Source organism: Ktedonospora formicarum (genome assembly GCF_016587355.1).
Taxonomy (GTDB): domain Bacteria; phylum Chloroflexota; class Ktedonobacteria; order Ktedonobacterales; family Ktedonobacteraceae; genus Ktedonobacter; species Ktedonobacter formicarum.
Genome location: NZ_BNJF01000003.1, coordinates 194,072 through 206,936, shown reverse-complemented (window position 1 = coordinate 206,936; position 12,865 = coordinate 194,072). Strand labels below are relative to the sequence as shown.

At 53.6% G+C, this 12,865-nt stretch carries 16 protein-coding genes and 2 pseudogenes; 8 read left to right on the top strand and 10 right to left on the bottom strand.

The features are described from left to right. Positions 1-105: 105 nt before the first annotated feature. The 3 genes from K3T82_RS49220 to K3T82_RS27205 form a co-directional block, all read right to left on the bottom strand. Positions 106-237: a hypothetical protein gene (locus K3T82_RS49220; RefSeq protein WP_268886679.1), complete on the bottom strand. Its 132-nt coding sequence runs from the start codon at positions 235-237 to the stop codon at positions 106-108. A gap of 110 nt (positions 238-347) precedes the next feature. After that, positions 348-1,073 carry a DUF2306 domain-containing protein gene (locus K3T82_RS27210; protein WP_220196705.1) on the bottom strand — a complete coding sequence of 242 codons (726 nt, stop codon included), beginning with the start codon at positions 1,071-1,073 and terminating at the stop codon, positions 348-350. A gap of 122 nt (positions 1,074-1,195) precedes the next feature. Further along, positions 1,196-1,744, bottom strand: coding sequence for a TetR/AcrR family transcriptional regulator (locus K3T82_RS27205; RefSeq protein ID WP_220196704.1), 549 nt, complete (start codon positions 1,742-1,744; stop codon positions 1,196-1,198). Positions 1,745-1,772: 28 nt separating this feature from the next. Here K3T82_RS27205 and K3T82_RS27200 point away from each other — a divergent pair, with 28 nt between their 5' ends. Then, a complete protein-coding gene (locus K3T82_RS27200; RefSeq protein WP_220196703.1) occupies positions 1,773-2,108 on the top strand; it encodes a hypothetical protein in 336 nt (111 codons plus the stop codon). A gap of 199 nt (positions 2,109-2,307) precedes the next feature. On the opposite strand, the gene K3T82_RS27195 is transcribed toward K3T82_RS27200, so the two are convergent. Next, positions 2,308-2,670 (bottom strand): hypothetical protein, encoded by a 363-nt coding sequence (locus K3T82_RS27195; protein ID WP_220196702.1) that lies wholly within the window; start codon positions 2,668-2,670, stop codon positions 2,308-2,310. A gap of 194 nt (positions 2,671-2,864) precedes the next feature. Here K3T82_RS27195 and K3T82_RS27190 point away from each other — a divergent pair, with 194 nt between their 5' ends. Next, positions 2,865-3,293, top strand: coding sequence for a hypothetical protein (locus K3T82_RS27190; RefSeq protein WP_220196701.1), 429 nt, complete (start codon positions 2,865-2,867; stop codon positions 3,291-3,293). A gap of 13 nt (positions 3,294-3,306) precedes the next feature. On the opposite strand, the gene K3T82_RS27185 is transcribed toward K3T82_RS27190, so the two are convergent. The 3 genes from K3T82_RS27185 to K3T82_RS27175 all read right to left on the bottom strand — a co-directional run bounded on the left by K3T82_RS27185 (position 3,307) and on the right by K3T82_RS27175 (position 5,689). After that, positions 3,307-3,639 carry a cupin domain-containing protein gene (locus K3T82_RS27185; RefSeq protein ID WP_220196700.1) on the bottom strand — a complete coding sequence of 111 codons (333 nt, stop codon included), beginning with the start codon at positions 3,637-3,639 and terminating at the stop codon, positions 3,307-3,309. 558 nt (positions 3,640-4,197) lie between these two features. Beyond that, the gene (locus tag K3T82_RS27180) at positions 4,198-5,085 is read right to left on the bottom strand and encodes an ATP-grasp domain-containing protein (protein ID WP_220196699.1); all 888 of its coding nucleotides are present in this window, start codon (positions 5,083-5,085) and stop codon (positions 4,198-4,200) included. A gap of 109 nt (positions 5,086-5,194) precedes the next feature. Continuing rightward, positions 5,195-5,689, bottom strand: a complete 495-nt coding sequence (locus K3T82_RS27175) for a DUF1579 domain-containing protein (RefSeq protein WP_220196698.1) — start codon at positions 5,687-5,689, stop codon at positions 5,195-5,197. Between the two features lie 510 nt (positions 5,690-6,199). Here K3T82_RS27175 and K3T82_RS27170 point away from each other — a divergent pair. Then, positions 6,200-6,337, top strand: a complete 138-nt coding sequence (locus K3T82_RS27170) for a hypothetical protein (protein WP_220196697.1) — start codon at positions 6,200-6,202, stop codon at positions 6,335-6,337. Positions 6,338-6,727: 390 nt separating this feature from the next. Here the strand turns inward: K3T82_RS27170 and K3T82_RS27165 are convergent. Continuing rightward, positions 6,728-7,018, bottom strand: a pseudogene (locus K3T82_RS27165) (DDE-type integrase/transposase/recombinase); the annotation flags it as partial. A 230-nt stretch (positions 7,019-7,248) separates the two neighbouring features. Then, positions 7,249-7,647, bottom strand: a pseudogene (locus K3T82_RS27160) (IS6 family transposase); the annotation flags it as partial. 563 nt (positions 7,648-8,210) lie between these two features. Between K3T82_RS27160 and K3T82_RS27155 the strand changes: the two are divergent. The 3 genes from K3T82_RS27155 (at position 8,211) to K3T82_RS27145 (ending at position 10,629) form a co-directional block, all read left to right on the top strand. Next, positions 8,211-9,215, top strand: a complete 1,005-nt coding sequence (locus K3T82_RS27155) for a zinc-dependent alcohol dehydrogenase family protein (protein ID WP_220196696.1) — start codon at positions 8,211-8,213, stop codon at positions 9,213-9,215. 96 nt (positions 9,216-9,311) lie between these two features. Next, positions 9,312-10,190 (top strand): MBL fold metallo-hydrolase, encoded by an 879-nt coding sequence (locus tag K3T82_RS27150; protein ID WP_220196695.1) that lies wholly within the window; start codon positions 9,312-9,314, stop codon positions 10,188-10,190. Further along, entirely contained in the window at positions 10,084-10,629 is a 546-nt protein-coding gene (locus tag K3T82_RS27145; RefSeq protein ID WP_220196694.1) for a nuclear transport factor 2 family protein, read from the top strand. The genes K3T82_RS27150 and K3T82_RS27145 overlap by 107 nt, the downstream gene beginning before the upstream one ends. A gap of 116 nt (positions 10,630-10,745) precedes the next feature. On the opposite strand, the gene K3T82_RS47975 is transcribed toward K3T82_RS27145, so the two are convergent. Then, positions 10,746-11,159: a hypothetical protein gene (locus tag K3T82_RS47975; protein ID WP_236031671.1), complete on the bottom strand. Its 414-nt coding sequence runs from the start codon at positions 11,157-11,159 to the stop codon at positions 10,746-10,748. Between K3T82_RS47975 and K3T82_RS27140 the strand changes: the two genes are divergently transcribed. Beyond that, positions 11,055-11,783, top strand: coding sequence for an MBL fold metallo-hydrolase (locus tag K3T82_RS27140; protein WP_236031658.1), 729 nt, complete (start codon positions 11,055-11,057; stop codon positions 11,781-11,783). The genes K3T82_RS47975 and K3T82_RS27140 overlap by 105 nt on opposite strands. 100 nt (positions 11,784-11,883) lie before the next feature. Continuing rightward, positions 11,884-12,816 carry an alpha/beta hydrolase gene (locus K3T82_RS27135; protein WP_220196692.1) on the top strand — a complete coding sequence of 311 codons (933 nt, stop codon included), beginning with the start codon at positions 11,884-11,886 and terminating at the stop codon, positions 12,814-12,816. Positions 12,817-12,865 lie beyond the last annotated feature (49 nt).

Sequence of the window (12,865 nt, the reverse complement as noted above, 5' to 3'; positions counted from 1 at the left end):
GGGGGCGCATACCAGAAACAGGCGATGCGGGCATACATCCCTCGAAAGTTATGCACACTCACTTTCTCGCGTGTGGCTCGCTGCACGTTCCCTCTCCCCTGTACCTCAGTACACCACACACATCAGCCCAAACAAACCAGCAGAAGCGGCATCCTCTCCGGGTTCCCCCTTCAATACACGCCCTATCTGTGCATCGGCTTCTTCCTGGGTCTCTTTCACATTTCCAATACCCAACACGCTTTGATGTTCCCTTTTCCCGCCTATTTATTTATACATACGTGTATCTCTCTTTTTCTCATTCCTATGATAGCCTGTTTAATCGCCACTGCGCACTTTTCGCTCTTCTCTTACTCTGCTACTATTTTTTCTTTTGTCTCTCTCTTGATGGATCTCGTTTGCGGGCTGAGGAGTATACGCTTGCGTTGAATGAGAAACCATTCAGCAATGATGAGCGATACGATCCATGAGATCCAGGTACCACTGGCATATATATCAGTGGATGTGACAGGCTCAGGGACGTTCCCTGTTGTGATTTTGAGATAGACTATTCCACCAACAAGCCAGAGACGCAAGGCAACTGCACTAAATGTTAAGGCATAGTTGCGGATCATCCAGAGACGATGCAGTTGAATCTGCCCACGGCGAATCGAAACATACGCTTGAACCGCACTATAGCACCAGATTACAGCTAAGAAAAGAAAACTCGCTTGTGCTACGAAACCAGATGTCGAAACGAGAGCAGAGAAGCATGCAAAGATACTCCCAAGCATAACCGAGAGAAGATAGACACGCCCTATTAGGCGGTGAATAATTGGAGCACGCGTGCGAATGGATGCAACAAACTGAAAAGGACCCAGAAGCAGAGCGAGTCCTCCAGTTAGTCCATGGAGGGCAAGAACGACAAAATGGGAAACCACGCCCCTATTGAGAGGGATGAGACTGACGGTAGGATCAAATGTCACATAGCGGCCTGCCACAAAAATGGCAGTGCTAACAGCCAAGAAGGTCAAGATTCCCCAACCGATATAACGACGAATAGGCCGAGAAGCTGAAGCCAGCGGAGATGTACTCATCCGTTCCTCTTTCTGCATCAGTTGATACTTATTGAGCAGTAACTTACAAATGGTGATCCATTCCATTCCGTATGATTGTGAGTGGTCACTATCATGGAAAACCAACCTCTACTACCTAAGCATTAGTAACCCAGAAGTCGACGAGCCGCTTCGTCTTCAACGGCAAGCTCGGCAAGATCCATTGCTGCTGCAAGCATTCGAAACATTCCTTCAGCATAAAAGAAATGCGCCCTTTCGGTGGTCACGGTTGGCAGATTCTCTATTTGTAAGAAGATCTCTATGCTTGCCCGACGGATAACTTGTCGGATTTGAGGGTCATGACAGGCTGCATACCCCTGAAGTAATATAAGCAGTTCCTCTCGTTGAACCAACAACTGGTTCCAGCTTTCTGCCATCGCCTGCAATGGTGCTTCAGGATGGTTTTTCCCAGTTGCGATCATTTTTCGTTTAATACGCTCGAGGACGCGCTCGATGGACGCAATGAACAGCTCCTTCTTTGTCGGAAATAGGCGAAAAAGATTAGGATGCGAGATATCTGCCCGTTCAGCAATCGTCACGGTTGAGGCACCGTAGAGGCCTTTCTCACTGAACTCAGTGATAGCAGCAGCCAGAATATCTTCCCGCCGTTGTTGTGCAGTTACTCTTGTACGCTTTCCAAATGTCTTTTCCATATTGATAGTGTACACTCACAATCAATATTTGTCAAGACTAGGGGTTCTCTCAAATTCTTGTATAATACGAACATCAGCTTCTGGAGGAAGTGAGGCCGTTCAAATCCTTGCTGGCAGTGACCGCACTCCTGGGATCGACGAAGCCTCAAAACATGCCCTGGCTCACGCTCTGCCTGCCGAGGCCGTCTCCCTGCTCCCACAGGGCGTCTCACCTACCGACCTCCCACGCCAGTATCACAAGGTCATCTTCCATATCGTGCAATTGGGACCCTATGTGCGCTATCGCTGGCGCGAAGACGCACATACATACACCATCAGCCTCGGCCTCCTCAACGACTATCTCCCCTTCCCATTCACCCCTTAGGGCTTCTAACACCTGGGCGAGGTTACGAGAACGAACACGCCGGTACGCCCGACCACGAGCACACGCATCCTTCGCCAACACGCACCTTGACGCAGATCTTCCCAAGGTCGCTCCATCTCCTGCCAGTGATACACACACGTCAGACAATCCCCTCGAACGCGAAAAAAGATTCTTGGTATTGGTACAACACAGAAGCATGTTAAAAAAAGACCCAGTTGACGCTTTCCGCTTCGATTTGGAGAAACTTTACGTCTTCTGTCCCCTGATTTGATGTTGTAAAGAGAACGAATTCTATGATTTCTTTCCCAGGTTTCTCTGACGGAAGAAGACGAGCATCGTGAATTTCATCTTGTTCACAATCAAGAGAACCCGTACTGACGCTATAGTGAGAAACGCCTGTAAACACAAAGGTGAGAGGCATAGGATCGCTCTTGTTTGGGAATGGCCATTGCCCATCATCGCAAATATCCACTTCTACTATCAATTTGCCTTGCTCAGGGAAAAAATGGAGGCTGTTTATCGGACTATCATGTAAACTATAGTGCTCTTGAAATGCACTCAATCTCATCAACATCATTTTTCTGCACATCGAAACGAGAAGCAAGGGTTCAAGAATGTATCACTCGCTCTCACAAAGCTCTGTTTGAGAAGCTTTTCTGGTTCTCGTATCCGCTAGCTTACCAGATAGGTCTACTGCGAACTACTTCTTTACAGCCTCTCAGCCTGACACATGGTAGAAGACGAGCACGCCAGCGCGTGCATCTTGAAGCGGATCTTCTCCAGGTCGCCCCAGCTCTTGCCAGTGACACACACACGCCTGGCAAAGCCGCCGCAGCTCACGCGCTGCCCAGCCTCTTACGCACCAGGCTCACAGCATTTTCAAAACATGTTCCCACCACCACACCGGTCTCACACGCATCAACGCGACGGCTCCAGACCCGCGTCAAGCGCCAACTCACACAAGAGGCTCTCAGAGCGCCCATATCAATGCACGCTGCACCTCCCTCGACCCTGGAGAGCGCCACCGATACGATACATACGGCCCATGCCCACGCACCCTCCGCACGTCAATCTACCCCTCCTCTCGCAGGCCCCTCCCTTGCCCCCACCGCCGCAATTACCGCTTCACGTTACGCACCGTTTCGGAAAGAGCGCATGAGCCAAATATGCTTCACAGGTTCATGATGCCCTCCTCGTCTCAGCCCTCAACTCGCGTTCCGATGGTCTTTGGACTCGGATGGATCGTGATGATCCTCAAGCTCTCCGAACCCGCATTGCTGAACTTGTGAGGCACATTGGCTGGCCCGATCACGGCGTTTCCTGCCTCGACCTCTAACGTACTCTCACCCACCGTGAACGTGGCGCGACCCTCCAGAACGATAAAAATCTCGTCGTACGGGTGGTAGTGCAGCTTGGGTCCTCCATCAGGCGGAAGCTGCATCCAGAAAAATGAAATGGGTATATCTCCATAGTCCTTTCCTTGAAACAGGTAGCCATTCTGAAGCTGCTCTTTGGGAAGAATGGTTGCCATAGGTTCTTTCTCCTTTGCTTTCTCTTTGTTGAAAAAATGAACTATTTCTCCTCCTACACTTCCTATCCTCTCGTCTGGTGCCCTAAGAATGAGGGTACAGGTTCCAGTATAGCGACCTGAGATGGCAGAAAGGTGAACTTTTCCCGTACTTTTGTCATCAATTTGTCACCTTGCTGGTGATTGTTCTGCATTGCAAAAAATTGACGTACACTCTCCTCTCACAGTCGACAACTCATCCATCCTCTGTGAAGCATAGGTTGGCAGTATCTGTTCAAGCAAGTGGAGCATTGATCAGATGCATGACATTCCGCCGAGACACGTGAAGGGAAGAGGCAAAAAAGCAGGAATGGGGATGTGACCTTGCGCGCCCTCGCCGACCGAGAGATCGAGAACAGTTTCCTTTCAACTTAAACCACTTTGTGAAGCAATTCTTGCTATTGTATCTATGAAGCATGTCGCGCCCCTTTTTGCCGCAAAGTTCTACAAATTTCAGGGAACCCCATCGGTGAGTCAGGTTAGAAGAAAATGCTCAGCTCCTCTCCACGCGATGGCTTGATCTCAATGGGACAGGGTTTCCTTCCTCTCCAAAAAATGGTCAGAGCAAGCCTGTGCGAACCGAAGAGGGGCACATGAGTCAAATCTCAGAAGGAGATCTGGTTCGGTGAGTTCCACTTCCATAACCACTAATCGGTTTTCTTGCACAAGCGCATCAATGCGTGCATAGAGGAGCGGGCGGGGCAGCGCTTGATAGATTTCCTCAGCCTGTTCAGACAGAGCGGGTGCCGGCACGACATGCAGGCATGTTCCCCCATACACCGGTTGTACCCGAAAATCATTCTGCTGAGGGCGTTTTAAGACGGTATGGCTTAATGTTCCCCCCAGAAAGACAAAAGAATATTCTCCCTCCCGCTGGACCTCATGCAGAAAAGGCTGGAGCATCAGCCCTTTCTGTTGGGCAAGCGCAGAGAGCGCCCCGTGAGCCTGATCAATTTCCGTGGCCTGAATTCTCCAGACATCCGAAGCACAGGCCCCTACTATGGGTTTGATAACCGCTTCCCGCCATGGCAGTTGCTTGAGGAGAGCCGCAAGAGATGCGGTTTCCCCTTGTTCTATCCAAAAGGTGGGAATTGTTGGGATGCCAAGTTGTGCCAGATCACGTAAATAGGTTTTCTGCACGTTCCACCGCAGTGCTGGAACAGGATTCCAGATCGGAACCTGCAAGGTTTCCAGATGGTCGAGCCAGGAGAAAAAGGACTCCAGGCAGCGATGATAGTTCCAGGTCGAACGCAACACAATACTCTCAAACTGCTCCCACTGGGCGGTGGGATCGTCCCAAGCGACCGCCAGAGGCGTCAATCCGCGCGCCTGGAGTGGCTCAATAAGCAACTGGTCATCAGGACTCAATGCTGGTGCGTCACTAGAGGTCACCAGAGCAATAGATGTCATACAGGTCTCTCTTCTTCCTCAAAAAGTCTGGCAGCGGCATCGTAAGAGCGCACGAATTGAGAGGAGCGCGACGAGCGCGCTCCTCTCACAAACCCTTAGATGGTAAGCATTAGCGACGTTTGGTGAACTCCATAATCCAGTTGGTATCCCAGGTCTCTCCGCCATCCAGGGAAAAAGCCTGCTGCCAACGCAAGGAGGTTTCGGTAAAGTTGTCCAGAATGTAGCGGACATGGACCGGCTTGCCATGCAGGTGAATGACTTGCTCGAAGCGGCCCACGCCATCCTGAAATTTGCCCACCAGAGGAGTAAAGTCTGCTGGCTGGTAATTATCGAGCCAGACCAGCGACCATTCCTGCGTCGTTGGATCGAACGTCCGAACGTTGAGACCTTTCGTCACCCGTCCGTCTGGGTAGTGACCTTCATAATGATCTACCATCACGCGATCATCACAGTACTTCGCCCCCATCCCGGCAACGCCTGGGAATTCTTCCCACTCCGCCTCGTGATTGTCATCAGGATGATCATAAAGCGAGCGGATCTTTCTGCGTTTATTCACCACATCCCAGGTATGCAGCCAAAAATCGAAATCATGTGTTCCAGACATGGATCGTTCCTCCAAAGAATGTTCTTATGGAGACAGTATACTGGCTTATGCGGACATATTTGACCCTCATTGGTTCTGACCAAAAGCCAGGGGTAAAAAAAGAGAGAAACTCGTTGTGTGAGAAGAAAAGAAAATGACATTGCTGACCAAAGGAGTTCTCTCTCATGCATGTGCAAATATCGCTCAAACTGGGATATTGTCAACTTATTCGCGTGCGCCCACTAACGGGCGGAAGTGTTGTCTAGAAGGACTCCATTTGGAGAACGATGGAAGGGTGAAGCGGCATGCGTCGAGGAGTGGCACTCTTCGAGGTGTGAAGGCCGCTGACAATGTACCGATATCTGGAACTGACCAGAGAGATCGGGCTCACCCTGCGGCCTATGCTGACGCGAGGAACCTCTGTATGAAGCGTCGTCAGTTGAAAGAAGTGAAATCGGTTGAGACACTTCAGCCAAAAGGCGACGGTGTTGGTCTCACCTGCTGCGAATACAGGTGGGGGAGTATCCCGATGTGGATACGAACTTTCGTGAAAAAGTAGACCACAAAACACCTGGCGTAGAGGAGGCAGCTACGGGTTGTGAGAACACATCCGAACGGAATTGGGGAACTCTGCAACTGCTTGACCTGAAAGGGACGCGAGAATGCTAGCGTGCAGGACAGAGGGCGGAGGCAGCGTAGTAGTCAAATGACGACCTGCAATGGGTTGGGCAAGGCGAAGGTCTGCCAGGAAAGTCACCGACTCAAGTAGACCTACATATACCAAAATGTCGGTGGGAAGCCACTTGAGCGTGGTCTACCAGGAAGACAGGGCTTTGGTCTTGCATGGGAAGGGTTCAAAATGGGTCACAGGGACAAGTACGGAAAGCGGAGTGCGGGGAAACTCGCCCGCTCCGATTGGAACGGGGGAAAGGCCGAGAGGCCCTACCTACCGTTACAGGGATAGCATATATTGATGTGCTAGAATGAAGTGAGGCATTGAAATGCAAAGAAAGATGGGAATGCCTCTGGGATGATGCGGCCAGTTTCACCCCTGTCACCTCATTCCATTGCTGGAATCGGCCCTGTCACAGGGGACAATCTTCTTCGGCACGCAAACGGTGGCGTCGCAGCTGGAAATACCCAGCAATGGGCGCGATCAGCAGAGAGGAAGCGTTGGGCATGCTTGGCTGATGTGAAGCGCCGCATCTTCTTTTCCCGCAGTCTCGTGGGTTGGTGGGAGTTCTCGGCTCGATGGTTCAGTCCTTTGTGCTGCCAATGCTCCACGCTTGGCAAGATCTCGCGTTTGGCCGCGCCATAGCTCTTGAGTGTATCGGTGATGATCACGCGTGGAACAGAGAGTAGCCGTTATCCGAAACTGACCCACATACGGACAAGCCCTATCTGGCGTTCGGTTCCTGCTTCAACGAACAACGTGCCTGGATCTACCAGGTCTTACAGGATCTCCACAGGCGTCCCTTCCGGTGTCACTCACCGTACGAGGAGCAATTCTAGCAGAAACGAGGGACGAACGCAAGAGCAACAGATGTCAACAGAAAGGGATACTTGTCCACTCTTCAAGAAACTTGTTTTAGCCCTTTGAGCAGTTTGCGGAAGAAGCGTGTGACTGCCTTTGTGTTGCGCTGGCTCTGCACGAGGATATCCAACACGTTGCCATCCTGATCTACTGCTCACCACAGATAGTGCTTCTTGCCCCTGATGGGAAGGAAAACTTCGTCCAGATGCCACGTGTCGCCACAGCGAGGATGATGATGGCGCAATGCATTGGCGCACATTTGCCCAAATTTGAGACACCATTGCCGGACCGTCTCATAGGTCACGACAATTCCTCGTTGTGCTAAAAGCTCTTCCACATCGCGAAAACTGAGCGAGAAGCGAACATACAACCAGACAGCATGACCGATAATTTCGGAGGGAAAACGGAAACCTTTGTAGAGGAAAGCTGCTTCATTCTTTTTCATGCATCGATTGTATCATACCGTCCTGCTTTTTGGAGGCTTTCCGTTTAAATTGACAGTACCGCTCTAGTCCATGCAGCGTTTTCCTTGAGAGTGATTTGGTTTTTCTATTCTGTAAGGGAAACTTTTCTTTTTTAACCCCTTTGTGAGAAATGGAAAGCCCTGCAAAACCATGCGCTCACCTTGACAGACGAACCACCATTACCTATCCTTTAACATATATGACGATGATTATATAAAGCTCAGGCGAAAGAGAAAGCATGAACAAAAGCTTTCTCCAGGCAGCGCCTCTTTGCTGCTGATTCTGTCCGTTTTCGAGAGCGGAGCAAAGCCTCTTCTGGATGGAGGCCCGCCAGCGGAAGGGTCAGGCTTTGAGAGCTCGCTCAAGGGTTGATCTCCGCGCTTTTGGTCACGCTGCGCTCTGGTAGCTAGAAGAAGAGGTCGCGGTTGCGGTGGCCTTTCTCCTTATGGACCAGCACCCTCCAGTCTCAGCATGATGCCCAGGATTGATGGGGCTCTTTGGTGTCATCACTGGTGTGAACGAGAGTACAAAGGAGAAGAAACAGATGAAAGCAATTCAATTCACTCACTATGGTGAGCCGGCACAGGTGCTGACCGTTCAGGACCTGCCCCTGCCTGAACCCGGAAAGGGGGAGGTGCGTGTGCGTATCCTGGCAAGCCCCGTCAACCCCTCAGATCTGCTGTTTGTACGAGGCCACTATGCCGGGGTGCAACCCTATTTTCCCTCTCCTGTGGGATTTGAGGGGATTGGCATCGTCGATGCACTCGGTCCGCATGCAGACCACCCTGTTCCTGGACAACGCGTCGCGGTGATCAATGGAGAGACTGGTGGCAACTGGGCCGAGTATGCCGTGGTGCCTGCCCATGCGCTGCTGCCGGTTCCTGACCATCTTCCGGATGAGCAAATTGCCTCCTTCTTCATCAACCCGGCCTCAGCCATTCTCATGCTACGTCACATCCTGGCTATCTCCAAGGGCGAATGGCTGCTCCAATCGGCAGCCGGGTCCGAACTGGGACGCATGATTATCCGACTAGCCCAACGCGATGGCATCCGCACGGTGAATATCGTCCGTCGCCGTGAAGCGGTAACGGAACTGGAGAACCTGGGAGCCGATGCTGTCATTGTGTCTACAGAAGGGCCCATTGACGAACAAGTGCGCAGGATCGTCGGTTCACAGGGAGTGAAATATGCCATCGACCCGGTGGTCGGAGAAACCGAAACGCAGATGTACCAGGCGCTGGGCGATGACGGCCGGATGCTGGTCTATGGGTCCCTCACGGGAGAACCCATCCGCGTCGGGGCTGACCCACGGTTCATTCTAGCAGGCTGGCGCATCCTGGAAGTGTTCTGGCTTGGCTACTGGTTGCCCCGGCTGGATGAAACAGCACGACGTCAATTGGTGCAGGACATTGTCACGCTGCTGCGCGAAGGGATTCTCACGACCTCCGCGGCCCAATCCTTCCCTCTTGACGAGATTGGCGCGGCGGTCATCCAGGCAGAAGCCGTAGGCCGACAAGGGAAGGTACTCCTCGTCCCTGAGAAGCAGTAGATCTTTCTGCTAACAAAAAGAGGCTTTCAATCAAGGAACGTCTTCCTTGATTGAAAATGCCCTCGGTTGCCATATTCTCTAGAGGAGGAAGCACCCATGACATCATTCTCAACCCAAAGCTCAACGCTTACCTATGATGTGTTTGCTTTAAAGCGTTCCAGTCTCACCCGTGATATCCCACCAGGGACGGAATCGTTGCAATGGGTCGCCAATACGGCCACGCTGATAGCAGGTTCCCAGGATGCCGTTCTGGTTGATACCTTTGTGACCGTTGACCAGAACCAACAATTGGTGGAGTGGATCAAGAAGCGCGGGAAACACCTTACCACGATCTATCTGACCCATGCGCATGGTGATCATACCTTTGGGATCAAGATCGTCCAGGATCATTTTCCGAACGCCAGAGCTGTTGCCACGCCTGCTGTGGTCCAGGTAATGCACACGCAACTTGATCCCGCGTACCTGAACAGCTTCTGGAAGGCACGATTTCCGGGGCAAATTCCGGAGCCTCTCGTGGTTCCCGAAGCTCTAGACAGCGAGACGTTTGAAGTCGAAGGGCAGCAACTGGTCGTGATCGACGACGGGTTTACCGACACAGACCCTTCCACGTCTCTGTGTGTCCCCTCCATCGGCCTGATTGTGGCGGGAGATGCGGTCTACAATGGCATTCATCCGTACCTGGCGGAGACAAGCGAGCAGAGTCGACTCAATTGGATCGCGGCTCTTGACAGACTTGAGGCTCTCCAACCCCGTGCCGTGGTGGCGGGCCATAAGAATCCCGAGAATGCCGATGGTCCTGAGCATATTGCAGCGACTCGACAGTACATTCGGGATTTCAACCGTTTGGCCCATGAAACGACAACGGCTCGTGAACTTTACGACCAGATGCTCTCCCTCTACCCCGATCGCGTCAATCCAGGTTCCCTCTGGGCTTCTGCAAAGGCTGCCAAAGCAGCAGAAGGAGCGAAACCATGACGAAAACGGGCGCTGCCCCCCTCCAGCGGATGCCCTCACCGCGTGGCAAAACGCCTTTTTTACCAGGGATGCCAACGCGTTCGCCGAGGAATTTGCCGAGAACGTTGTCCTGGAAGCATCTGCCCTGCGCGAGCCGGTCGTGGGTCGTGAGCGAGTCAGGCAGTTGTTGTGGACCACAGCAGAGATCTATGAGTCGTTAGTGTTTACCGACCAGGCGCGTAGTGGCCAGCGGTGTTATGTCGAGTGGGTCGCGACGGCGTTCGGCGGTAAGCCTCTCCGTGGCTCCACGATCCTGGCCACCAACCAGGAGGGCAAGATCGACCATGTCGTGATCCAACATCGTCCTTTAGACGGGTTGCTCGCCTTCTCCGCGGAACTGGGCAAGCGCATGATTGGCGCGGAGGATGCCGGGCTCTTTTGGAAGGACAGTGCAGGCTGAGCGAAGAGGGTCCATCTGCTCTCCTCCACTCCGCGCTTCTGTGGGCCTCGCTCCCGCCATGGAAGAGGGCGAGGCGGTTTGAGGCCACAACAGGCGGCTTCTGGCACCTCCTCCGCTCAGATACTGAGAACGGCATTCCTAGCTGACCTGTAGTTGGATGAGACAACCTGCTCTGGCCTGGCAGCGCTTGCGCATACCCCGCCGTGAGCCGCCGTGTGGCGCGAGCCGATCCAGGAACAGAGAGAATCCGATGACTGAAAGGAGACACTCCGATGACTGAGAGCGAAACGCGCGGCCGTGAGCTTCACTGGGAGGTGTTTGTCACGCCAAGCCTCCCTCTTGCAAACCTCGACCCGCCTCCAGGCGAAAAGCAGCGGCTCTGGTCGCCGACCTCGGCGACGCTCATCTGTGGGGAAAGGGACGCCGTGCTGATTGACGCCTTGCTCACTGTCGCGCAGGCGCACGCTCTGGGAACGTGGGTCGAAGCGCACGGCAAGCGCCTGACCACCATCTACGCGACACACGGCCACGGCGACCATTTCTTTGGCGCGACGACCCTTCTCCAGCGCTTTCCGCGCGCCCGCCTAGTGGCGAGGCCAGAGGTCGTCGAGACCATGCGCCAGCAAGCAGCGCCGCCATTTCTCGCATCGTTTTGGGAGTCACGTTTTCCCGGGCAACTGGCCGATCAGCTGGTGCTGGCTGAGGCCCTGACCGAAAACGTGCTGGACCTGGAGGGGAACGAGTTGGTCGTCGTGCTCCTCGGACATACCGATATGGACCACACGACATGCCTACATGTCCCGTCTCTTGGCCTGGTGGTCGCAGGAGATGCCGTCTACAACGACGTCCATCTCTTTCTTGCCGAGTCCAACGCGCACACGCGCCGCGAGTGGCAGGCTGCTCTGGACACCATCGAAGCGCTCCGCCCTCACGTCGTGATCGCTGGCCATAAGCGACCGGGAGCCGATGACGACCCCAGGATCATCGAAGAGACCCGGCAGTATATTCGCGATTTCGACCGACTTGTCGGAACAACTACAACGGCCCGCGAACTTTACGACCAGATGCTCTCGCTCTATCCGGAGCGGGTCAATCCCGGTGCCCTCTGGTCATCAGTGAGTGCCCTGAAACCGGAGGAAGGGCAGACGGCCTGAGCGTTGCGAACCTGGTAAAAAATGGACAGGGTTCTGACGATTCTGGTCGATCTGTGTGAAAGGCATGCTCGCCGCAGAGCGCGTGAGAAAGGTGAACACCATGAGAAGCGATGTGACGTTTGATGCGGAGGGAACCAGCCTGCGTGGCTGGTTATATCTGCCGGAGCAGGCCCCCCCTTTTCCCCTGGTGGTCATGGCTCATGGATGGGCGGGGGTGAAAGAACAGTCCCTGGACCTCTTTGCCGAGGCTTTCGCCGACGCTGGTCTTGCCACGCTGGTTTATGACCAACGCAATTTTGGGGCCAGTGATGGCCTCCCCCGGCAAGAAATTGATCCCTGGGCGCAGGTTCGCGATTATCGCCATGCCATCACCTTTGCTCAAACTCTTCCCCAGGTCAATCCCCAGCGGCTCGGCATATGGGGATCGAGCTACAGTGGAGGCCATGTCCTGGTCGTCGGGGCCATTGATAAGCGGGTCACATGTGTGGTAGCCCAGGTTCCCACGATCAGCGGGTGGCGCAATAGCTTACGGCGCTATCCCGGTGACACATGGACTGCCATGCGGAAACGCTTTGAGACCGACCGGCACACGCGTTTCAGTGGAAAGGCTCCGACAATGGTTCCCGTTTTTGACGAACTCTCCCCCGCAGATATTGGGACGCTTTCTTCCAGTACCACTGAGATTGTCCAGCCCATCGGCAATGATGGAGGAATCTGGCTGCGCTATATGTCAAAAGAACGCAGCGCCACCTGGCGCAACGAGATTACGCTCCGTTCGCTTGAGATGTACGCGGAATATGAGCCTGGCAGTTACATTGAGCGCATTGGACCAACGCCACTGCTCGTGATCATGGCTGATGCTGATACGGTCACGCTGACCGACGAAATCCTGGCGGCCTACGGGCGGGCCTGCGAACCAAAACAACTGTGCCTGGTGCCTGGCGGCCATTACGACATCTATGGAAGGCAGCGCCTAACCGCCAATGCAGCCGCTCGTGAATGGTTTCTCCAGCACTTGCAGGTCGCGCAGTAATCTGCAGGCAGAAGACGCGCAAGAGAGAAGAGGCGCTCCAGTCGACGAT